This window comes from Cupriavidus plantarum (genome assembly GCF_905397285.1).
Taxonomy (GTDB): domain Bacteria; phylum Pseudomonadota; class Gammaproteobacteria; order Burkholderiales; family Burkholderiaceae; genus Cupriavidus; species Cupriavidus plantarum.
Map to the genome: position 1 here is coordinate 1,132,494 of NZ_CAJPUX010000001.1, position 21,308 is coordinate 1,153,801.

At 61.7% G+C, this 21,308-nt stretch carries 17 protein-coding genes and 1 pseudogene; 11 read left to right on the forward strand and 7 right to left on the reverse strand.

What is annotated here, in order from left to right; genetic code table 11:
- The first annotated feature begins 205 nt into the window (after positions 1-205).
- From KHP16_RS05235 to KHP16_RS05265, 7 genes are all read left to right on the forward strand, one after another.
- Positions 206-946, forward strand: a complete 741-nt coding sequence (locus KHP16_RS05235; RefSeq protein WP_211959698.1) for an SDR family oxidoreductase — start codon at positions 206-208, stop codon at positions 944-946.
- A 40-nt stretch (positions 947-986) separates the two neighbouring features.
- A complete protein-coding gene (locus tag KHP16_RS05240; protein WP_211959699.1) occupies positions 987-1,748 on the forward strand; it encodes an SDR family NAD(P)-dependent oxidoreductase in 762 nt (253 codons plus the stop codon).
- A 203-nt stretch (positions 1,749-1,951) separates the two neighbouring features.
- A complete protein-coding gene (locus KHP16_RS05245; protein ID WP_109581472.1) occupies positions 1,952-3,511 on the forward strand; it encodes a methyl-accepting chemotaxis protein in 1,560 nt (519 codons plus the stop codon).
- Positions 3,512-3,658: 147 nt separating this feature from the next.
- On the forward strand, positions 3,659-4,984 hold the full coding sequence (locus tag KHP16_RS05250) for a hypothetical protein (RefSeq protein ID WP_211959700.1): 1,326 nt from the start codon (positions 3,659-3,661) through the stop codon (positions 4,982-4,984).
- A 161-nt stretch (positions 4,985-5,145) separates the two neighbouring features.
- The gene (locus tag KHP16_RS05255; protein ID WP_244835645.1) at positions 5,146-6,342 is read left to right on the forward strand and encodes a Fic family protein; all 1,197 of its coding nucleotides are present in this window, start codon (positions 5,146-5,148) and stop codon (positions 6,340-6,342) included.
- Between the two features lie 431 nt (positions 6,343-6,773).
- Positions 6,774-7,604 (forward strand): hypothetical protein, encoded by an 831-nt coding sequence (locus KHP16_RS05260; RefSeq protein WP_211959702.1) that lies wholly within the window; start codon positions 6,774-6,776, stop codon positions 7,602-7,604.
- Positions 7,605-7,914: 310 nt separating this feature from the next.
- Positions 7,915-8,301: a DUF4145 domain-containing protein gene (locus KHP16_RS05265; protein ID WP_280528127.1), complete on the forward strand. Its 387-nt coding sequence runs from the start codon at positions 7,915-7,917 to the stop codon at positions 8,299-8,301.
- Positions 8,302-8,338: 37 nt separating this feature from the next.
- On the opposite strand, the pseudogene KHP16_RS05270 reads toward KHP16_RS05265, so the two are convergent.
- Positions 8,339-8,562 (reverse strand): annotated as a pseudogene (locus tag KHP16_RS05270) (transposase); the annotation flags it as partial.
- 68 nt (positions 8,563-8,630) lie between these two features.
- On the opposite strand from KHP16_RS05270, the gene KHP16_RS05275 reads away from it, so the two are divergent.
- Entirely contained in the window at positions 8,631-9,254 is a 624-nt protein-coding gene (locus KHP16_RS05275) for a Shedu anti-phage system protein SduA domain-containing protein (protein ID WP_211959704.1), read from the forward strand.
- Positions 9,255-9,259: 5 nt separating this feature from the next.
- Here KHP16_RS05275 and KHP16_RS05280 read toward each other — a convergent pair whose 3' ends face one another.
- Positions 9,260-10,381 carry a protein kinase family protein gene (locus KHP16_RS05280; protein WP_211959705.1) on the reverse strand — a complete coding sequence of 374 codons (1,122 nt, stop codon included), beginning with the start codon at positions 10,379-10,381 and terminating at the stop codon, positions 9,260-9,262.
- Positions 10,382-10,926: 545 nt separating this feature from the next.
- Positions 10,927-11,856 carry an AEC family transporter gene (locus KHP16_RS05285; RefSeq protein ID WP_211959706.1) on the reverse strand — a complete coding sequence of 310 codons (930 nt, stop codon included), beginning with the start codon at positions 11,854-11,856 and terminating at the stop codon, positions 10,927-10,929.
- Between the two features lie 316 nt (positions 11,857-12,172).
- On the opposite strand from KHP16_RS05285, the gene KHP16_RS05290 reads away from it, so the two are divergent.
- Positions 12,173-13,348: a patatin-like phospholipase family protein gene (locus tag KHP16_RS05290; RefSeq protein ID WP_244835647.1), complete on the forward strand. Its 1,176-nt coding sequence runs from the start codon at positions 12,173-12,175 to the stop codon at positions 13,346-13,348.
- A gap of 120 nt (positions 13,349-13,468) precedes the next feature.
- The gene (locus KHP16_RS28510; RefSeq protein WP_211959707.1) at positions 13,469-15,070 is read left to right on the forward strand and encodes a methyl-accepting chemotaxis protein; all 1,602 of its coding nucleotides are present in this window, start codon (positions 13,469-13,471) and stop codon (positions 15,068-15,070) included.
- Positions 15,071-15,135: 65 nt separating this feature from the next.
- Here KHP16_RS28510 and KHP16_RS05300 read toward each other — a convergent pair whose 3' ends face one another.
- A complete protein-coding gene (locus KHP16_RS05300) occupies positions 15,136-16,893 on the reverse strand; it encodes a cation:proton antiporter domain-containing protein (protein WP_211959708.1) in 1,758 nt (585 codons plus the stop codon).
- 288 nt (positions 16,894-17,181) lie between these two features.
- Between KHP16_RS05300 and KHP16_RS05305 the strand changes: the two genes are divergently transcribed.
- Positions 17,182-18,081 (forward strand): glutamate/aspartate ABC transporter substrate-binding protein, encoded by a 900-nt coding sequence (locus tag KHP16_RS05305; protein ID WP_109581456.1) that lies wholly within the window; start codon positions 17,182-17,184, stop codon positions 18,079-18,081.
- Between the two features lie 21 nt (positions 18,082-18,102).
- Here KHP16_RS05305 and KHP16_RS05310 read toward each other — a convergent pair whose 3' ends face one another.
- From KHP16_RS05310 to KHP16_RS05320, 3 genes are all read right to left on the reverse strand, one after another.
- Positions 18,103-19,272, reverse strand: coding sequence for a CaiB/BaiF CoA transferase family protein (locus tag KHP16_RS05310; protein WP_211959709.1), 1,170 nt, complete (start codon positions 19,270-19,272; stop codon positions 18,103-18,105).
- A gap of 16 nt (positions 19,273-19,288) precedes the next feature.
- Positions 19,289-20,239, reverse strand: a complete 951-nt coding sequence (locus KHP16_RS05315) for a tripartite tricarboxylate transporter substrate binding protein (protein ID WP_181366138.1) — start codon at positions 20,237-20,239, stop codon at positions 19,289-19,291.
- A gap of 265 nt (positions 20,240-20,504) precedes the next feature.
- Positions 20,505-21,266 carry an enoyl-CoA hydratase/isomerase family protein gene (locus KHP16_RS05320; RefSeq protein ID WP_211959710.1) on the reverse strand — a complete coding sequence of 254 codons (762 nt, stop codon included), beginning with the start codon at positions 21,264-21,266 and terminating at the stop codon, positions 20,505-20,507.
- Positions 21,267-21,308 lie beyond the last annotated feature (42 nt).

Sequence of the window (21,308 nt, forward strand, 5' to 3'; positions counted from 1 at the left end):
TCTCCCTCTCTGCCAGCCCATTCGATAGGAATAGGCAACGATGGCATCGGTCCGTGTATTCGCCAGCAGGGAGGTCGTTCCTATCATTCACTCACCGGCCGACGAACCGTACCGCTTCATTGAAAGCCGAAACGTGACTACGGAGCGCCCGGCATCGAGCGCCGGCCTCCGCGGCCGGATCAGACCAACGATAGGAGTATGCAACATGGCAAACGCGACCGACAAATCGAAAGTCATTCTGATCACCGGCGCCAGCAGCGGCATTGGTGAGGGCGCCACCCGCCTGCTCGCGGCGCAGGGGCACCGGCTCGTCATCGGTGCTCGCCGCACCGACAGGCTGGCTGAGCTGGCGGCATCGATCGAATCCTCCGGCGGCGTGGTCCGTTACCGCGAGCTCGACGTGACCTCGGCCGACGACGTGGCGGCATTCGCCCGGTTCGCGCTCGATGCCTTCGGTCGCATCGACGTGCTGGTCAACAACGCGGGCGTGATGCCGCTTTCCCCGCTCAACGCGCTGAAGCTCGGCGAGTGGGACCGGATGATCGACGTGAACATTCGTGGCGTGCTGCATGGCATTGCCGCCGTGCTGCCGACGATGGAAGCGCAAAGGGTGGGGCAGATCATCAACATCTCCTCGATTGGGGGACTTTCCGTGTCGCCCACGGCCGCGGTCTACTGCGCCACCAAGTTTGCCGTGCGGGCCATCTCCGATGGGCTGCGTCAGGAAACCGACAAGATCCGCGTGACGGTGATTTGCCCCGGCGTCGTGGAATCCGAACTGGCCGACTCGATCTCCGACGACACCGCGCGCACGGCGATGCAGGAGTTCCGCCGTATCGCTATCACTCCTGACGCGATCGCACGTGCCATCGCCTATGCGGTGCAGCAGCCCGCCGACGTGGACGTTAGCGAGATCGTCGTACGGCCCACCGCCAGCCCGTTCTGATCCATCCAACCTGCAGGACCAAACCAATCAGGAGAACATCATGACATCACGACACATGGAAAACGGCGCCTTCGCTGGCAAGGTTGCCATCGTCACCGGCGCAGGCAGCGGCATCGGTCTTGCCACAACGGAACTCCTTCATAGCGAAGGCGCCAATGTCATTGCTGTCGATCGCAGCGACACCGTGGAGACGCTTGCCCGCCCCGGCGTCGTTCCCGTCATCGCTGACGTATCGCGGGAGGAAAGCGCTGTGCTAGCCGTGAACACGGCCATCGAGCGCTTCGGCAAGCTGGACATTCTCGTCAACAACGCCGCGGTCATCATCAACAAGCCGCTGGTGGACATGTCGCTGGAGGACTGGAATGGCATCCAGGCCGTCAATGCCACGGGCGCTTTCCTGTTCTCGCGGGAAGCCATGCGCGCCATGGTGCCGGCAAAGACCGGTGCCATCGTCAATGTGGGCTCCTACGCGTGCTATCAGGCCTTTCCGACGATCGCCGCGTATGCGGCGTCGAAGGGCGCGCTGGCGCAGCTGACGCGAGCGCTTTCGCTGGAAGCCATCGAACACGGCATTCGCGTCAATGCGGTGGGCTCGGGTGACGTCGTCACCAACATCACCAACCACATCCATGCGGACGGTCCCGCGTTTCTCGCCGAGCACGGCAAGAAGGCCCCGATCCGCCGTGCGGCCGAGCCAAAGGAGATCGCACAAGTCATCGGGTTTCTCGCGTCGGAGAAAGCGAGCTTCGTCGTCGGCGCGGTGGTCATGGCCGATGGCGGGATGAGCGTGGCGTTGCCGTGAGGCAACCTTGCCTGTCCGCATGATCCATCTCGGCATCGAGCGAGACCGGGATCCCCTCGGAAGCCTCGCACGGCAATACCGTGAAATTCTTCACCCCTCCGAGGTTGGGTGGAAACCTCGGCCGGAATGGCCGTTCAGGGGAGGTACGGCGAAACGACCCCGCGAACGACTCGGCCGGGGCATAGGGGACAACGGGGAAACGAATGGGATTCATCGGGCATATGAGGATTGGCAAGCGGCTTGCGGTCGGCTTTGCAGTGGTACTGGCATTTTCGATCGCGATTACCGCCATCGCCCTCTGGCGTCTCGATAACGTTGCATCGGCAACGCGGGAGATGATGACGGTACCGCTTCTCAAGGAGAGGCTGATTGGCGACTGGTATGCGAATCTGGCATCGGGTATCCGTCGCACCACAGCCATCGCCAAGAGCAGCGATCCCGCGCTGGGACCATTTTTCGCCCAGGAGGCCGCCGAGTCTTCCCGGGTTTCGGGGGAACTTCAGAAGAAGGTCGAGGCCCTCCTTTCGACCGACGAAGAAAAGGCGCTGTCGAGCAAGATCGGAACGTTGCGCAAGGCCTATCTGAGCTCTCGCGATGCCATCAACAAGGCGAAGGCCGCGGGTAATGTCGATGAAGCGAACCGGATTCTCGACAAGGAATTCACCCCGGCGGCGAATGCATATCAAGGCACCATGCGGGAGCTGATTGAAGTGCAGCGGCGCGCCATTGACGATACCGCCAGGCAGATCGACGGCGTTGCCTCCAGAAGCCGCACGCTGATCCTGATGCTGGAAGCGCTGGTCCTGGTCCTTGGGTGTCTCTGTGCGTTTTACATGACGCGCAGTATCAGCACGCCGCTGGCGCAGGCGGTCAGCGTCTCGCGGCGCGTGGCGGATGGTGACTTGTCGAGTGAGATCGTGATCAGGTCCCGCGACGAGACGGGCGAGCTGCTGCAGGCGCTGAAGGACATGAATGACAAGCTGGGCGGCACAGTCGGGAACATCCGCGCGGCCAGCGTGGCGGTTGCTGGCGCCGCCGGACAGATTGCATCCGGCAATATGGATCTGTCGTCTCGGACCGAGGAGCAAGCGGCTTCCATCGAGGAAACCGCGGCCAGCATGGTGCAACTGACGGAAACGGTGAATCAGAACGCGGACCATGCGCGCCGGGCGACGTCTCTCGCGCAAAGCGCCAGAGAGATGACGGAATCCGGGCGTAGCGACGTCGCCGCGATGGTGAGAACCGTCGGCGAGGTGAGCGCCGGGTCGAAGAAGATTGCGGAGATCACGGGGATGATCGAAGGGATCGCGTTTCAGACCAATATCCTGGCGCTCAATGCCGCCGTCGAGGCAGCCCGTGCGGGCGAGCAGGGACGCGGCTTCGCTGTTGTCGCCGGTGAGGTACGATCGCTTGCCCAACGGGCATCTGGCGCAGCCAAGGAGATCAAGGAACTGATCGAGGTGTCCACGGAGAAGGTTCAGGTGGGTGCTCAGCAGGCCGAGGGCGTCAGCGGCGCGATGGAACGAATCAGCGCGGCGATCGCCAGTGTCTCCGACATCGTCGGCGAGATTTCCGCGGCATCCGACGAACAGAGCAAGAACCTCGAACAGGTGAGCCAGGCCATCGCGCAGATCGATCAGGTGACGCAACAAAACGCGGCCCTGGTGGAACAGTCCTCGGCCGCGGCACAGGCGTTGCGCGAACAGGCGGTCGGCATGAAGGACGACGTGATGTATTTCAAGACCGCCGTCCAGTTCGCATAAGGGGGCGGCGATTGCGCGGTCGGAGATCGTGGGTCAACGTCCGCGCTTGTTTCGCTCGGGCATGTCCCATTTCGCATTTGCGGTGTGCGGCAATGCCTGCGGCCGGCGATGATAGACGTTCTATCTCGAAGGCCCCGCACGCGCGTCATGCCCATCACCACACCAGCCCCAGTCCGGACCGGTAGCCTCTCCTCGGCGGACGGCACGCAACCTGCAAGCGCTCAAACGTCCGCGCGCAACGCCTCGCACACGGAGCGCCGGCGCTCGTCGGTCGATCCGTTCCTGCAGCCGCTCACGCTGTCCCGGCGCGGGTCGGCAGCGGATGGCGCGCCGGGGCCGGTGCGACGCAGGAGTTCGGTGCAGTCGAGCGGCTGGAATGCGCTAACGCATTCCCCGAGCGATTCGCGCCGCAACTCGGTGGTACCGCTGGAGCTGAGTGCCGCCCGGCGCGAGGCCATCCAGAACGCGCTCAGGGTCGATTGCCGCGTGCAGGGCAGCACCGCCAACAACGCGCGCAACAGGCCGCTGACTGCGGTGGAGAGCGAGATAGCAGAGCGTTATCTGTTACCCGACCACGTGCGGGCCATCGGCGAGGCCGCGCGCATCATGAACGTCGCCGTGAGTTTTCGGGAGGCGGGGCCGGAGACGCTCAAGCGCCTGGCTACCGGCGCCATCCCGAAGCCGGCCTCGATCAAGGACAACTCGATCAAGGCGCGGTCGCTGCAGCGGGCCTACGGCGACGAGGGCGTCGAGGCACGGCTCGCCGAGGCGCGCGCGCTCGATCTCGACGGCTATGTCGGTCAATGGGCAGAGGAGGGCGGCCAACTGAACGGCCTGTACATCTTCGATCCGCAAACGCAGCGGGGCGGCAATCCGTTCGACGTGATCGGCGTGGATGACAGAGATCTCGTCAGCGGCGCTGGGACATTCCATGCCGCGCTTGCGCAGGGCAAGATCCCGGTGACCGGCGATGGCGACATGGGCGACCTCCTGAACCTCTCCGGCCGCCGTGGGCCGGTGCCGCAAGGCTTCGAGAAACCCTATATCGATGCATTCAATCTGGCCGTAGGGGAGGTGGACCCGCACCGACCTTATCCCGATGCCCATCGCGGCATCGTGCAACATGGGCCGCAGCACAATTTCTACGCGCATCTGCTCAATGTCGACCGGCAGGCGCCCGATCCCGAGAAGACCCGCGCGCTGCTTCCAGTGGCGATGTGCGATCACGGCACGTGGACCATTATCAAGACCGTCGCGGAACTGAAAGCGTTCTACGAGAAGATCGGTACCACGCTCAAGGCCAGCTGGCATTCGCCGGCAGGTACGCCCACGAGCTCGCCCGCTACGTCACGGCGGCCGTCCGTCGATCACAACGTCCTGCCGACGCCGGGCTTCCAGTTTGGCACGGCGGGCACTTCGGAGTCTGGTGTGGTGTGGAACACGATCAACCCGTTCGCGCCTATCGAGGAGTGAGGCACATTAGGACGCCTCGCGCGGCTGCGGTGCGTCTCCCGACGCGCGTATCGCTGAGACGATGCCGCAGCTAGCCAAAAAGAGAGAAGCATGCTGCACATTGAGCCGCAATACTCCAAATACGGCTCATAAGCTGAGCCGCATTTTGTATAATGCGGCTCATGACGACATCACGCTCCAACTCCCCATGGATCTGGCGGCGCCCGGATTGGCCAGAAGGTGTTCTCGCCTATGACCCCAGTGCGGTCGCGCTCGATCTGGCTGAAGCCTACCGTTTGCACGGAGTTTTGGAAGGCAAGGCAGCCGCTATCGGCATAGACACGACAAGTCAGGTCGCCCTGGAGGCGCTGTCCGATGAAGTGCTGGCGACTGCCGCCATCGAGGGAGAGCGCCTTTCGCTGGACGCGGTACGCTCCTCCGTCATGAGGCGGCTCGGCTTGTCCACGTCTGGCCCAATCAACCGCAGCGTCGACGGGCTCGTGGAAGTTATCAGTGACGCCACCACAGCCATCGATACGCCTTTGGACGAAGATCGCCTCTGCCGCTGGCAATCCGCGCTATTTCCAGGCGGCACGTCAGGCATCCAGCGGATCGCGGTGGGTCGCTATCGGGACCACGCTGATCCTATGCAAATCGTTAGTGGCCAACCCGGTCGCGAAGTGGTCCATTACGAGGCGCCGCCTTCAAAGGACGTGCCCGAGCAGATGAATCGCTTCCTCAACTGGTTCGAAGACACCTCACCGGTGAGGGCCTCGTTGTTGCCGGCAGGCGGTGGGAAACCCATTGACGGTTTTGCCCGCGCCGCCATCGCGCACCTGTGGTTCGAGAGCATCCACCCGTTCGAGGACGGAAACGGGCGTATTGGTCGAGCGATCGTTGACATGGCGATGGCGCAGCACCTGCGACAGCCAGTACGTCTATACAGTCTTTCGCGGCAACTCCTGACTTTGCGTTCGGCGTACTACGACGCATTGAACCTGGCGCAGCGCGGCGAAAGCGATGTCACGGCATGGGTGCAGTGGTTCGCTCGTCAAATCGCGGCTGCTTGCGATGCAGCCAGTGGCGTTATCGATCAAGCCATCGAGAAGAGGCAGTTTTGGGAGAAGCAGAAAGGGAGCGGTCTTCACGACAGGCAGCGCAAAGTACTGCAACGGCTCCTGGACGACGGTGACGGCGGCTTCCTGGGCGGTCTGAACGCCGAGAAGTACATGAAAATGACTGGGGTCTCGAAGGCGACGGCTACGCGCGACCTGAGCGAGATGGTCAAGGGTGGTCAGCTGTGGAGCCAGGGCGAGGGCAAAGCGGTGCGCTATTACATCAGCGTGCCCGGCTGGGGGCATGGAGTAGAGAAAGAATAGGTGTTGTTGGCTGACAAGTGGGGCTCGAACAAATGAAGTCGATGATGTTGCATTGGATTGAGACGTCATGGTCGGTGCGCCGGCCTGCCCCGCCCACAGTGAGTCCAATGAAAAATGCCAGCACCATCTGGCCGGAAGCAACCTACCACCGCGCGAGCATCGGCATTCGACCCTTCCCAGTCGTAGCGCATGACAGCCAATCAACGGCTGCTTTCGCCATATGGAGGGCCATTCCCGCGCCACCACCAGGGAGGGAGAAGTGATAACGCCTTCATCCATTTATCTCGCATAAACGGTCCTGACAATTCGATTCGGAAAGTGCATACTATTGGGCTACCAAGAACCAAGCGCTGCCGAATCTAATGAAAGCCGCCCTTTTCGCGAAGGCGCTTTTCTTAGGTAATTTCAGATAAGAATATCCGGGGTTGGAGATGAGTTCCGAACTGTCGAGATTGAAGGCTCGCAAGAAATGCCGTAAGCAAGTCGACGAGATTTTTATTGAGTCCGTCCGCGTATATATCATCCACTATTCGTGCCAGTCCTTCTACGATAATCCATCTGGCAATTCCACTCGAGTAACGTCTATCGCAGTTCGGAATCTTGACTCTGGTCAGACGAAATCATGGTCAATCTATAAGTCGGCCGAACTCGCAGGTAAACTGCACGACATTCAAGCGAACCTAGATGTTCTTGAAAAGTCCATGTTGGACGGCTATTTCAACTTTCTGAGGACCAACTCCGACTGCACATACCTGCACTGGAACATGCGGGATGAGAATTATGGCTTCGGCGCGCTCGAACATCGCTTTCGCGTGTTGGGCGGCGACCCATGGGTTATGCAGGATCGCTGCAAGTTTGATATAGCACGCGCGCTCGTCACTCTATACGGGCGTCAATATGCTCCCCATATCTCTCCGTTAGGACGGAAGGGCCGGCTGATGAGTATCGTTGAACTGAACAGGATCGCCGACACCGATGCTCTTCAAGGCGAAGCTGAAGCGGCAGCTTTTGAAAATGGCGAATACCTGAAGCTTCATCAGTCCACTTTGCGCAAGGTAGACATGATGGCTAACATTTTCGACCGAATGCACGCCAAGAGCCTGTTGACGAGGGCGACGTGGGCAGACAAATACGGATTCCACTGGTCGGTCATCCCCGACCTTGTAAAGGACCACCCCGTCGTAGTCGCATTCATTGTCATTGGCGGCATCGCCGGTGCAGCGTCTAATTACTGGAAAGCATTAAGCTCTTTGTTCGCGTAAACCCGCATCAGGGCGGCGAAGCCCTTTTACTCAGCATTGAAGACTACGAGCCGAAAACAAGGGCTAAAGTTCGCCTCCGGCCACGCTTTGCCCAAGACTGGAGCCAGATTGGGATGTTGAGCGATTTAGCTTGAAATTGTTATGTGATAATGAAAGTTGCGGTGGACGGTGTTTCGTCATTGGAGACATTGTAATTCAGGAGGGTTATGACGAGGAATTTTAGTGGGGGCTGGGAAGCGTATTGAAGCCCCGCGAATACTTTCCTTCGCCGCCGATAATTGATGTGCCGTCCGATACGCCCGCAAATGTTATGGAGCAGATTCGGAAGAGTTACGAATTGTTTTGGTCCGAGTCCAATTCTTGCGCGAACCGACTGCGCGTGGGCGTCGAAGTCCTGCTTGATACGCCGAAGATTGCGCGATCTGCCACAGGCAAAAATGGAAAGCCTGTGTCCCTCGACCTCAACGGCAGAATTGCACTGTTTTCTGGAATAAAGCCTGATCACGCTGAAACGCTTACAGCGTTGAGGATGATCAGAAATTTGGGCTCGCACGGCGACGCAGTCAGCCGAGAGCCGCTCCTAGATGCGTTTGAAATATTTGAGGATGCTCTCAAAGATCTCTGCGGCAATCGAAAATCCAGATTGGCTGCTGCGCTGAGGAGCAAGCTAATCGCATCAAAAGGAAAACCTGGATAGGGTTCGTAGGCATCAGCGGCAACTTCCGACTGCGGATTCAACCGGTCGATGCAACGCACTGGCGGAATCGTTGTGCCGGTATTTCGTAGTCTAGTGTCTTCCTCGGGCGCTCATCAATCGTCTCGCCACTGACTTATGTTGAGCTTGCGAGTACGTTGAGAGATCTAGGCCTTTGGGGAGCTACTGCCGAACAAGACCATTTGTATTTTCGTTTGAGCCTCGTTACCGTGGGCTTTGCGAATCGCAGAAGTAGATCTGGTAGAAGGTTAAACAGCGCACTCTGCCTCTGAATCGTAGAATACTAGGCTACGGGAGCGCAAGGAGCTGCGATGAAATTCCGGGATGCCATGGCGGTGCGACGCGAACATGATCCGCTAGCCGAATTCTTTGTACGCTGGGATAGCGTGGGCCAAGCCGACCTTACGGCACTTCGATCAGCGATTGACGGGGCGACACGCGAAGAGGATGTACAGCAGTTTTTACAGGCGCATCCCAATTTGCTTATCCAGCACCTTGGAGGCGGGCATGGACGGTGGGTAATTCCCAAGCAAAAGCTAGGCGCGGAACACGTAACCGACTTTGTGATTGGCGACCGCGATTCGATGGGGTTTCATTGGCAAGCGGTTGAGCTAGAGAGCCCGTTGCGACCAATGTTTAACAAGAGTGGCGACCCCTCGCAATACTTAAATCACGCAATACGCCAGATTATGGATTGGCGCGCGTGGCTTGTTCAAAACCAGAATTACGCCGCGCGTAGTCGTGCCGATAATGGCTTGGGGCTTACCGATATTTCCGCAGCAGCTTCGGGTCTAATCGTCATTGGCCGTAGAACCGAGGATTTGAGAAGGAACTCCAACCTCCGCCGCCAGTTGGTCCATAATAATAATATAAAGATCCACACATATGATTATTTAATAGAAACGCTTTTGCGGCGGATAGATGCTGTCGAATAATACTCTCAGAACGGTATGTCATCGTCGTCATTTGGGCTCACGCGGGTCACGGCATCCAGCTTTGTCAGTAGGTTTGCCATAATGATATTTCGCTTCTCTGGTGATGCGGCGCGAATTAGATGGAGGAACGTTTTGACGAAAGAAACGGGTATCTTATGTTTCGTGCTATAGGTGTGCGTGCCGTTGATGAAGCACCGGGTAATGACTGCAGGACTCGGTAGATACTCCTCAAGCATTACTCGCTTGTAAATCTCTTCAAGCTTACCTTGCAGAGCCGAGGCATCGTTGTTGTATTTTGCGCTATGGTCGATATTAACGAGAGCGTTAGCCAGTGCTGATGAGAACTCTTGATAGGTTTCGCGTTCGGAATAAGTGAAATCGACGCTTTCATAGTCAGTCGCAAATAGTGCTGTGCGGACATCGGAGAAAGATTTTATGCGGTTGGCCGGCTCATAACGACACATTTGCTCCAATAATGAGGCGTGCTTGAATTCCTCTAAATTCAAATCCGTTATAATCTTCTCGAAGAGTTTTCCAACAAAATAGACTTCAGTCGTGAAGTCGTAAATAGAGCTCCTAAATTCGGCGGGTAGGTCGCACCACCAGTTGAGGGAGACACTTTTATCGTAATCGGGTCTGGTGACCGCTTTCTTTCCAAATCCGAAATCGATTATCTTTACGACGCCGTTGGTGTTGACTAAGATGTTGCCTTCTCGAATATCTCGATGAAGTATACCCATCTCCTCGAGGTGAGCAAATCCCTCAATCGTCTGTTGGAATACCTCGTTGACATTCTGCGGGCCTGTCAGCAAGGCTGTCCAAATATCGAGCCCTTGAATGTACTCCATCAAAATGTAGCCGGCGGGCTTCTCGGGAAATAAATAATAATTGAATACTCGAACTACGTTTCGATGATTGATAAGGTGTAGTAGCTTTATCTCCCGCATGAAAGCGTCAAAAAGGCCGGATCCGAGATCGGCGCGGGCCGGAGCGTATTTCTTGCAGGCAAAACGCTCATCAATTGTGCTGTCGTAAAGGAGTACTGTTTTTCCGCAGGCCCCTGAACCTAGCTCTTTCTCAAGCACGAAATCTTTCCTTCTCAAAAACTCAACGATCTTGTTCTGCATTGTTGTTGTTCCGGAGTCGTTACTGGTTCGGGGCTGTAGGTAGCTGCATCCTACTACGCCAATTGGTGCTTGGCATTTTCAAGAGGCTCAGGCGGAAGCCAGTTCTTCATCTCGCCGCGGACACCTCTGCTTGTGTGTGGTCCGTTATGACATCGCTCGTCTTCAGCTCGCGCCTCGGGCGCGAGGTTTCTGAGCAGGCGGCGGACGCCATGGAAAACCATGCTGTCATCCGCTATTCCGTAAAACGATGCGGCGACGGAAGTGATCCGTAGGCTTGTCAGAGGGCATGTATACGTCCCCGGTGTTACGCGGCAGCAATGGCTGTGTGACAGCGAAAAGCCTTATGTAGTCAGGGTTCGCGGGCTTTCGAGGAGGTGGAGTTAATATACGGGCCATTCTCGGCCCGTTAGTCGTTGGCCGCTTCGCGGCGAGGTTTAGACGGTTGCTCGTCCGCGCGTCGAACGGCGCGAACGACTCTTACTGGCCGTTCGCAGTCATCACCCATCATCCCCCACCGTCCCCACCCCAACATAAACCCAACCCCCTCACCCCCGCATCAACCACTTGATCCACCCCGCAATCGTCACGCTAGAAACGATCGTGGACAGCACCACCGCCGACGACACCGCCGCCTCTCCAGCGCGATAGCGTAGTGCCAGCAGGTACGAGTTGATGCCCACCGGCATGGCCGCGAACATTGTGGCGACGCCGGCGTAGGCGGGTGGCATGTCGAAGACGTGGAAGGCGATGACCCATACGAACAGCGGGTGGAGCACCAGCTTGCCGAACGTGATCAGGGCCGCGACGGTCAGGCCGTCGCGCAGGCGGTACTGGTGCATCGAGATGCCGAGGGAGAACAATGCGCAGGTCGATGCCGTCGTGCCGAAGGCGTTGACGATCGTTGCGGGGGTGCCCGTCAGTGGGATATGCAGCGCGCGCAGGACGCCCCCCAGGGCGAGGGCGAGGACGATGGGGTTGCGGGCGAGGCGTTTGGCGACGCCCGCGAGTCTTGCGCGCATGCTGCCTCCATCGCCGCGTTCGATCAGCACCGTGGCCGCCGTCATCATGATCGGGAGGTGGACGGCCAGCAGCAGGAACAGTGGCACCTTGCCCGCATCGCCATACACCGCGAGGATGATCGGCACGCCGAAGAACACGGTGTTCGACTGGCTCGAGGAAAAGCCTGCGATGACGGCGGCCTGTCCCTCGGACATGCCTCGCCATCGCATGAACGCCGTAAGCGATCCCCATACCAGCGCGCAGCCGCCGAAGTACGCGATCCAGTAGCCAACGTGGATGGCCGCCCCTTCGTTCGGCTGCGCCATCGTCTGCACGATCAGCGCGGGCACCGCCACCGCGAACACGTATTCCGAGAGGCCTTCGCCCACCCGTTGCGATATCACGCCCATTGCCGCGAGTGCCCAGCCCGCTAGAACGATGGCGAACATGGGGAAGATCAGCTGGGTGAGGTCCATCGGGAAAGCGCGAGACGGCGTGCAACGGGAAAGAAGTCGTGCATTGTATTGACGTCGCTACATCGCCGCCAGCGTTGGATGATCGAAGCGTGTGGCGAACCAGTCTGGGGCAGTGGTCACGAAAAAGGGCGGTTCACGCACCAAAGGTGACGGGCGCGACACCCCACGAACGGCGGATGTCGGTCACGCGGTTCGCTGCCGTTACTCAAGGAAAGTCGATCACGAAAAGACGGGGCGCCATAGCGGGGCGCCAATAAAGGAGGAGACGGCACGGTGGGCAGCCGACGGGGCAGCCTGCACAACAAGAGGCCGAAACATGAGCGATGCAGCAATGCGTCCCGCATCCAGCGGGGCCAGAAAGGCGTTGTTAATTGGCGGCGGCGCGCCGAATTCCACTCTGATTGCCGGCGCGCTGGCGGCATTCCTCGATCACGGCATCGAATTCGATGTCATCTCGACTGCGGGCGCCGGGGCCCTCATGGGCCTGCTCTACACGGTGCCGCGCGGCGGCGACCGGCGTGGCGCGCTGGAACGCTGGATGGAAGCCGGCGTCTCCGACGAGATCTACCGGTACTTCCCGGTCAACTACAAGGTCTTCATGAAGCCGGGTGGCACCGCCGACATCTATCGGCAGTGGCTCGCCGCGATGCCATGGACGCGGCCGTTCTTCGATGCGTTCGGCGGCGACAGTCCCAGCGGCCCGCAGGCCGACTGGATGCGGCTGATGCTCGCGAGCCTTTCGCCGAGCGACCTCACGCCGAACAGTCTGGGCCTGTGCGCGCACCTGCCGTTTGCCGAAGAGGCCATCGACTTCGATGCCCTGCGCGCAGGCAACACGCATTTCTATATCAACGCGTACAACGTCACGCAGTCGCGCATGGAGGTCTGGGGCAAGGACGTCATCACGCCCGACCATATCCGCGCCGCGTTCGCGTTTCCGTTCATCTATCCGCCGTATCGCATCGGCGAGAGCGACTACATCGAGGGTGCGGCGATCCAGCCCGTGAACTTCGGCGCGCTGGTCTCCGATAGCGCCGACGCGCCGGGCCTCCATCGGGACCTCGACACGCTGGTTATCTTCGACATCCTCGGATCCGAGAAACTGATTCGCAAACCGCGCGGGCTCTATGACGCGTGGGTGCAATCAATCATCACGCCGCTGGTCGCGCTGGCGCGGCAGGACGTGCGGTTGTTCGAGCTCGAACACAACGTCGATGCGGTCTCGGGCGGGCCCAAGCGGCGCCTGCTCAAGGTCGATCTGATGGGCGGCATTCCGGCCGAGCACTGGCCCGAGGTCACCGACTGGTCGCGCTCGAACCTGCGGCGGCTGTTCGAGATCGGCCATGCGGCGGGCGAGGCGTTCTGCGCGGAGCATGGCGATCTGCTGCGGCAACCGTTCGGACCCGCCGATGCGGCACCTACCGTGCAACCTGTTCCCAATGTGCTGACACGCGCCGAGATCGGTGCGGCAGCGCGGCTTCAAACGGCGTAATGACACTGTAACAACGGACGCCCTAACGACGGACACCGTAACAACGCGTCATCACGGCGACGCGGACACATACCGCGCGTCATGCCGTCTCTTCCAACACAGAACCAGGATTTCATTGCAATGACCATCGTCAAACGTATCGTCCTGACGCTCGTGCTGATCGCGCTCGTGCTGTCGGCTGTCAATGCCTGCGCGCTATGGCAAATCCATCGCTCGCAGGAGCGGTTGCTGTATCTCCAGTCCAAGGTGTTGCCGAGCTTCAAGGACCTCGATGCCGCGAAGGGCGCGGTCGCGGACATGCGCGTTTTCGGGTACCGGCATCTCGTGTTGTCGGATCCGCAGGCAAAGGCGCAGCTCGACAAGGTGATCGAGGGCGCGGTGGGGCGGTTCGATGCCGCGCTGCGTGACTACGAACAGAACGACATCAAGGACGAGACCGATCGCAAGATGCTCGCGGCCGATCGTGCGGGCATGCAGGCATATCGCACGGCGCTGGTGCCGTTCTATGCGGCGTCCAATGCCAACGATATCGAGACCGCGCGGCAGGTGCTGTCGCCCGGCGGGGCGCTCGACAAGGGCGCGGCGCAGCTCCGGCAGGCCATCAACGATCATGTCGACTACAACTCGAAGATCGCCGGCGTGCAGGTAGCCGAGAACACCGAGGCGTATCACTGGGCCGTGGCCAATGTCGTCGGCGGGTCGATCATCGCGGCGATCGTCGCCTTCCTGTTTGGCGGATTGCTGTGCCGCGTGGTGCGGCGTGGGCTCGAGGGCATGCGGGCGTCGATCGAGCAGGTGAATGCATCGCTCGATCTCTCCGTGCGGGCGCCGGTGGCGCGGATGGACGAGATTGGGTATGCGGCCACGGCATTCAATCAATTGCTCGACCGGATTCGGGAGGCGATGACGCTGGTGCAGCAGTCGACGTCGGCGGTGAGCACGGCGTCGCGGCAGATTGCCAGCGGCAATGCGGATCTGTCGGCGCGCACGGCGCAGCAGGCGGCGTCGCTCGAGGAGACGGCTTCCAGCATGACGGAGCTGACGGTCACGGTGCGGCAGAACGCCGATCACGCGCGCGAGGCGAACACGCTGGCGCTCGAGGCCAACGATGTCGCCGAGGCGGGAGCGACGGTGGTCGATCGTCTCGTTCACACGATGGAAGATCTGCATGGCGGCTCGGCCAAGATCGCCGAGATCACGGCGTTGATCGAGGGCATTGCGTTCCAGACCAATATCCTGGCGCTGAACGCCGCGGTGGAGGCTGCGCGGGCCGGGGAGCAGGGACGAGGGTTTGCGGTGGTGGCGGGGGAGGTGCGTAGTCTGGCCCAGCGCTCGTCGGCCGCGGCCAAGGAGATCAAGGGGTTGATCGACGATTCGGTGGCGTCGGTCCGCGAGGGCTCCGTGCAGGCCACGCAGGCGGGTCAGACGATGAGCGACGTGAAGCGGGCGATCCGGCGGGTAAATGATCTGATCGGGGAAATTGCTTCGGCTTCCGACGAGCAGAGCCGGGGCATCGAGCAGGTGAACGAGGCGATCAATCAGATGGAAGGTGTGACGCAGCAGAATGCCGCGCTGGTCGAACAGGCCGCGGCGGCCTCGCACTCGCTGGAGGAGCAGGCGGGAATGCTGGATGGGGCAGTGGGGGCGTTTCGGGTGGAGGGTGTGGTGAGTCGGGGGGAGGCGCCGCGCTGGAGCGCGGCGCCGCGGTTGGCATTGGCTTGAGGAAGGGGGGGCTTGGCCCCCCCTTCTTTTGGGGCCAAGGTGAGCCCTCTCCCCCGGCCGCTCTCTTATGCCGCCTGCGTTCTCGGCGCGAAGCGGGCCAGTACGTGGCCCGACATGCCTTTGGCGAGCTCTTCCTCGCCAAAGAACACCTTCCCGATGCCTTCCTTGTTGAGCAGCGCGGACTCTTCCTCGCTGTGCGTCCGCAGCACGATCTCGATCGTCGGGTTCAGTGCCCGCGCGATGTTGGCCATCTGGCGCACGTCCAGCGGATTGGCCGTCGCCACCACCAGCAACGCCGCATTGGCGATGTGCGCCTGAATCAGGACGGCCGGGTCCACCGCATCGCCCGACACCGCCGCGATGCCGCGTTTGCGCAGGCTTTCCACCAGCTCGCGGTTCTGTTCGGCGACCACGTAAGGCACGCCATTCGACTCCAGCGCCGCGGCGATCCGGCGTCCCACGCGTCCGTAACCGACGAGCACCACCTGACCCTCGAGGTACTTGCGCTCGGTCGTCATCGGCAGCTCGGCATACGGATCCTCGCGTTGCTCGAGCCGTCGCGCGAACTCGGATTTCTCCAGAATCCACTTGCGCAACGGTTCGATAAACGCGAACAGCACCGGATTCAGCGCAATGGAAATCAACGCGCCCGCGAGCACGAGGCTCATGCCCTCCTGCGGCAGCAGCTTCAGGGACAATCCCAGCCCGGCGAGGATGAACGAGAACTCGCCGATCTGCGCCAGGCTCGCCGATACTGTCAGCGCGGTATTGAGCGGATAGCGGAACGCAAGAACGAGCGCCAGCGCCGCGATCGACTTGCCGAACATGATGATCAGCACCACGCCCAGCACGTGGATCGGTTCCTCGATCAGGATATGCGGGTCGAACAGCATGCCCACCGACACGAAGAACAGCACCGAAAATGCGTCGCGGAGCGGCAGCGATTCCTCCGCCGCGCGATGGCTGAACTCGGACTCGCGCATGACCATGCCCGAGAAGAACGCGCCCAGCGCGAACGACACGCTGAAGAGCTCGGCCGCGCCATAGGCGATGCCGATGGCCGACGCGACCACGGACAGCGTGAACAGCTCACGCGACCCCGTGCGCGAGACCTGCCATAACACCCACGGCAGGATCCGGCGTCCCGCGACGAGCATCACGGCGACAAAGGCGGCCACCTGCAACAGCGTCTTGCCGATGGTGAGCCACAGGTCGCCGCCGCTCGCCTCGGCCGCGGCGGCGGCAGTATGCGCGCCGGGCGTTCCGGCCGCGCCGGCGGCGCCCGCCATATCGCCGCCCAGCACGCCGGCCAGCGGCGGCAGCAGGACGAGCACCAGCACCGTGGCGAGGTCTTCCACCACGAGCCAGCCGACCGCGATCCGGCCATTCATGCTTTCGAGCACGCCACGCGTCTCGAGGGCCTTGAGCAGTACCACCGTGCTCGCGCACGACAGGGACAGGCCGAAGATCAGTCCCGCGCCCCAGTCCCAGCCCCACCACCAGGCAATGCCCATGCCGAGCACGGTGGCGAGCGCCATCTGCGCGACGGCGCCGGGCACCGCGATGCGTTTGACGGCCAGCAGGTCACGTAAAGAGAAATGCAGTCCCACGCCGAACATCAGCAGCATCACGCCGATTTCGGAAAGCTGGGAAGCGAGGTTGACGTCGGCAACGAAGCCCGGCGTGGCCGGGCCGATGATGATGCCGGCAAGGAGATAGCCGACGAGCGCCGGCACTTTGAGGCGCTCGGCGATGAAGCCAAGGATCAGTGCAATACCGAAACCGGCAGCGAGCGTGGTGATGAGGGAGATGTTGTGGTCCATTCAGCGGGCAATTACCTAGCGGGCTGAAAACGGGCGTGGCGCCGGCTTTCACAGATTTGGGAAGGGCGTCGCGCTTTGGCGGATCGCGGCTGCGCAAGCCACATGGTATCGCATGAATGCCGCACGCCGCGGAGAAGCCGTCGATACGCCTCGTCGCGCGCGATGGCCGCACCGCGCGCAAACCGCCGGTTCATGCACCCGGATCAGGCATGCCGGCCCCATCCCGGTGCGCTTTGCTGGCATCGCTCTTGCGTTGCAAGAACCTCACCTCAAGGTCAAGGAGTCGTTATGAGTTTTGCCAAGCTGGCTAGCCTGATGGTTGCGGCAGGTATCCTGAGCGGCGCAGCACAAGCCGCCGAGCCGCTCACGGGCACGCTGCAAAAAATCAAAGATACGGGTGTCATTACGCTGGGCGTGCGGGATTCGTCGATCCCGTTCAACTACAACCTGGGCGGTGTCCGCCAGGTCGGCTATTCGTACGACATCAACACGAAGATCGTCGAAGCCATCAAGGCGCAGCTCAAGCTGCCGAACCTGCAGGTGAAGGAGATTCCGATCACCGCGCAGAACCGCATCACGCTGCTGCAGAACGGGACGATCGACATCGAGTGCGGCTCGACCACGAACAACCTGGACCGTCAGAAGCAGGTGTCCTTCACGAACACCATCTTCATTATCGGCACGCGCATGATGGTGAAGAAGGACAGCGGCATCAAGGACTGGGCCGACCTCAAGGGCAAGAACGTCGTGACGACGGCCGGCACGACGTCCGAGCGCCTGCTGCGCAAGATGAACGACGAGCAGCAGATGGGCATGAACATCATCAGCACGAAGGACCACGGCCAGTCGTTCCTCACGCTGGAGTCCGGCCGCGCCGTGGCGTTCATGATGGACGACGCGCTGCTGTTCGGCGAGCGCGCGAAGGCCCGCAACGCGAGCGACTGGGTCGTCGTCGGCAAACCTCAGTCGCGTGAAGCCTACGGCTGCATGCTGCGGAAGGACGATGCGCCGTTCAAGAAGCTGTCGGACAACGTGATCGCCGGCCTGATGAAGGATGGCGAGATCAAGGGCATGTACGACAAGTGGTTCCAGGCCGCCGTGCCGCCGAAGGGTTTGAACCTCGACTTCCCGCTGTCGGAAGACATGAAGGCGCTGTTCAAGAACCCGAACGACAAGGCGCTGGACTGATGGCGTAGTCGCAAGGACCGGTCAGGCGTTGCCGCCGAACTCGCGCAGCAACGCCTCGCGGTCCTGATCGAGCGCGGGAGGATTGCGCACATCGCGCAACCCGCCCGCCGCTCCCACCTTCACCGGATTCCCCGCGACGCGCAGCGTCCTGGCATCGCCGATGCCGATATCGATCAGCATGTCGCGCGCGGCCACATGCGCGTTGTCGAGGATCTGCGGCACGCCGTTGAGCGGGCCGTGCGGCACGCCCGCGGCCTCCAGCACGGATTCCCAATGCGCGGTGGTGTCCTGGGCCAGTCGCTCCTCGAGCACGGCTTTGAGCGCGACGTGATACTCGTTGCGCGCGGGCACGCTGGCAAAGCGCGCATCGGCGATCCATTCGGGACGATCGAGCGCCTCGCATAGCTTTGCGAACAGCGCATCGTTGCCCACCGCGATCACGATGAACCCATCGCCCGTGGCGAACATGTCGAACGGGGTGATCGACGGATGCCGCGTGCCGAGCGGCTTGGGTACATGGCCCGTGGCGGAATACCGGGCGATGGGATTCTCCAGCAGCGCCACCTGGCAGTCGAGCATCGAGATATCGACGCGCTCGCCAAGCCCGGTCCGCGCGCGCTTGAGCAGTGCCGACTGAATGCCGATGGTCGCGTACAGCCCCGCGCCGATATCGCCGATGGATACGCCCACGCGCGCGGGATTGCCCCCGGCCTCGCCCGTGACGCTCATCAGTCCGCCCATCGCCTGCACGACCATGTCGTACGCGGGACGATTGCGATAGGGTCCCGTCTGGCCGAAGCCCGAAATCGACGCGAACACGAGTTTCGGATGGCGCGCGTGCAGCGCCTCCCACGTGTAGCCGAGGCGCTCCATGACGCCCGCGCGGAAGTTCTCGACGAGCACGTCCGCATCCTCGAGCATGCGGTCGAGCAACGCGCGGTCCTCCGCGCGCTTGAGGTCGAGCGCGATGGACTGCTTGTTGCGGTTGATCGAGGCAAAGTACGCGGACTCGCCGTCGACGAACGGACCGACCTGCCGCGAGTCGTCGCCGCCGTCGGGGTTCTCCACCTTGATCACGCGCGCGCCGAGGTCCGCGAGCATCATCGTGCAATAGGGGCCGGAGAGCACGCGCGTCAGATCGACGACGGTGATGCCGGCCAGCGGAAGTTGCTGCGAGGTGTCCTGCGTCATGAAGCGTGGCTCCTGCTTAATCGATCTTTGCGCCGCTGGAAACGGCGAGGTCCACGCCAACCTTGCCTTCGCGCGCGGCAAACTCGCGGAACTCGGCAACGGACGAAGAGATGGAGATCTCGTCGCCCTGTGCGAGAAAGCGTTTCTTGAGTTCGGGATCGGACATTACCTTCGCGGTGGCCGCGTACAGCTTGTCGATGATCTCGGGCGGTGTTTTGGCGGGCGCGAAGAGGCCGTACCAGACGGAGAGGTCATAACCCTTGAGGCCGCTCTCATCGATGGTCGGCAACTGCGGGCTCGAGTTCGAGCGCTGCATCGACGTGACCGCGAGCGGCACGACCTTGTGCGTGTCGATCATCGGCTTGACCGACGGCGCGGTGCCGAACGTCAGCTGCACGTCGCCGGCCGCGACCGCCTGCGCCGACGGGGCGCCGCCCTTGTAAGGCACGTGCGTCATCTGCACGTTGGCAAGCTTGGTGAAATAGACGCCGGCCAGATGCGTGATCACGCCATTGCCCGACGACGAGTAGTTGAGCTTGCCCGGCTTGGCTTTCGCCTGCGCGATCAGGTCCGTCACGCTCTTGATGCCCGCGTCCTTGTTGACGGCGAGGATCAGCGGCGCCGCCGAGAGCTTCGTGATCGGCGCGAAGTCGGAGGCCTCGTAACGGATCTTGGGATACATCACCTTGTCGCCGCCCATCAGGCTCGCGGTGGCGATCAGCAGCGTGTAGCCATCCGGCGCGGACTTGGCGGCGAACTCGGCGGCGATCGTGGTGCCGGCGCCGGGGCGGTTATCGACGACCACGGGCTGGCCGAGCTCGCGGCTCAGCGCGTCGCCATACAGGCGCGCGGAATTGTCGGCACCGCCGCCGGGCGGGAAGCCGATGACGAGGCGGATCGGCTTGTTCGGATAGCCCGTCGCCGGGTTCTGCGCGGACGCGGCGGCCGGGAGCAGGGCGGATGCCATGACGAGTGCCGCGAGCGCGGTGAGTGCGGTGGGCGCGTACGTCTGTCGATGCGCGATGCGCGGATGATTGCGGTGCTGCAACTGCTGGGTCATGCGTGTCTCCTCCGTGGCTGTGTCGCCACTGTTGGTCGTTGCCCAAAATTGCCGAAATACCCCGTTCCTGCCTGATCGATACTGCCGCGTCTGGTCCTGCTTTCATGTGACTGCCTGCGCGTGACTGCCTGCGCGTGCCTGCCTGCGCGTGCCTGCCTTCACGGGCCCCCGTTCACTTGCCGGCAAACACCGGCGCGCGCTTTGCCTTCCACGCGGCCGCGCCTTCGCGCAGGTCCGCCGATGTCTCCGATCGATGCTGGTCGCGTGCCAGCGCTTCCGCATCGAGCGCGCCTCGCGCAATGGCATTGAGGTGCCGCTTCATGCCGAGCAGCGCGATCGGCGCCATGGACGCCAGCTGCGTCGACAGTTCGCCCAAGCGCGCCTGCAACGCCTCGGCAGGCACGATCTCGGTGAGGAAGCCGATGCGCAGCATCGTCTCCGCATCGATGCGATCGGTCGTCAGGAACAGATGCTTGGCGGCATTGAGCCCGAGCCGCGAGACATAACGCTCCATGCCGCCGCGATAGAAATGCAGGCCGAGCCGTGCCGCGGGCATGAACATGTCGCACTCGGGCACGCCGATGCGGAAGTCGCAGGCGAGGCAGAGGTCGGTCGCGCCGCCATAGACGCCGCCGTGGATCGCGGCGATCGTGATCGGGCGGGCCTGCTCGATGACGTCCATCGCGTCGCCGAAATTCACGGCACCCTCGTCCGCCTTGCCCGCGAGCGCGCCGATGTCGTAGCCGCTGCAAAAGTACTTGCCGCCCGCGACAAAGCGCAACACGAGTACGTGATCCATCTCATTGACGGCAAGCACGTGGTCGCGCAACGTACGGACGTCTTCCGGAGACAGCCGGTTGGCCACGGCAGGGCGCTGCAGCGAAATCGTGGCGATGCGTCCCTCCACGGTCAGAACGGGTTTGTTATCATCCATGCCGTAATATCTGTGGATCGAATTGATATATTCACGCAGCCT

What these genes read in the sequence shown, in the direction of transcription:
- KHP16_RS05285 (WP_211959706.1), bottom strand. Translation starts at nt 11,856, where the DNA reads ATGGACCTCACCCAGCTGATCTTCCCCATGTTCGCCATCGTTCTAGCG.
- KHP16_RS05305 (WP_109581456.1), top strand. Translation starts at nt 17,182, where the DNA reads ATGAGTTTTGCCAAGCTGGCTAGCCTGATGGTTGCGGCAGGTATCCTG.
- KHP16_RS05290 (WP_244835647.1), top strand. Translation starts at nt 12,173, where the DNA reads ATGAGCGATGCAGCAATGCGTCCCGCATCCAGCGGGGCCAGAAAGGCG.
- KHP16_RS05300 (WP_211959708.1), bottom strand. Translation starts at nt 16,893, where the DNA reads ATGGACCACAACATCTCCCTCATCACCACGCTCGCTGCCGGTTTCGGT.
- KHP16_RS05315 (WP_181366138.1), bottom strand. Translation starts at nt 20,239, where the DNA reads ATGGCATCCGCCCTGCTCCCGGCCGCCGCGTCCGCGCAGAACCCGGCG.
- KHP16_RS05260 (WP_211959702.1), top strand. Translation starts at nt 6,774, where the DNA reads ATGAGTTCCGAACTGTCGAGATTGAAGGCTCGCAAGAAATGCCGTAAG.
- KHP16_RS05240 (WP_211959699.1), top strand. Translation starts at nt 987, where the DNA reads ATGACATCACGACACATGGAAAACGGCGCCTTCGCTGGCAAGGTTGCC.
- KHP16_RS28510 (WP_211959707.1), top strand. Translation starts at nt 13,469, where the DNA reads ATGACCATCGTCAAACGTATCGTCCTGACGCTCGTGCTGATCGCGCTC.
- KHP16_RS05255 (WP_244835645.1), top strand. Translation starts at nt 5,146, where the DNA reads ATGACGACATCACGCTCCAACTCCCCATGGATCTGGCGGCGCCCGGAT.
- KHP16_RS05275 (WP_211959704.1), top strand. Translation starts at nt 8,631, where the DNA reads ATGAAATTCCGGGATGCCATGGCGGTGCGACGCGAACATGATCCGCTA.
- KHP16_RS05245 (WP_109581472.1), top strand. Translation starts at nt 1,952, where the DNA reads ATGGGATTCATCGGGCATATGAGGATTGGCAAGCGGCTTGCGGTCGGC.
- KHP16_RS05235 (WP_211959698.1), top strand. Translation starts at nt 206, where the DNA reads ATGGCAAACGCGACCGACAAATCGAAAGTCATTCTGATCACCGGCGCC.
- KHP16_RS05310 (WP_211959709.1), bottom strand. Translation starts at nt 19,272, where the DNA reads ATGACGCAGGACACCTCGCAGCAACTTCCGCTGGCCGGCATCACCGTC.
- KHP16_RS05265 (WP_280528127.1), top strand. Translation starts at nt 7,915, where the DNA reads ATGGAGCAGATTCGGAAGAGTTACGAATTGTTTTGGTCCGAGTCCAAT.
- KHP16_RS05250 (WP_211959700.1), top strand. Translation starts at nt 3,659, where the DNA reads ATGCCCATCACCACACCAGCCCCAGTCCGGACCGGTAGCCTCTCCTCG.
- KHP16_RS05280 (WP_211959705.1), bottom strand. Translation starts at nt 10,381, where the DNA reads ATGCAGAACAAGATCGTTGAGTTTTTGAGAAGGAAAGATTTCGTGCTT.
- KHP16_RS05320 (WP_211959710.1), bottom strand. Translation starts at nt 21,266, where the DNA reads ATGGATGATAACAAACCCGTTCTGACCGTGGAGGGACGCATCGCCACG.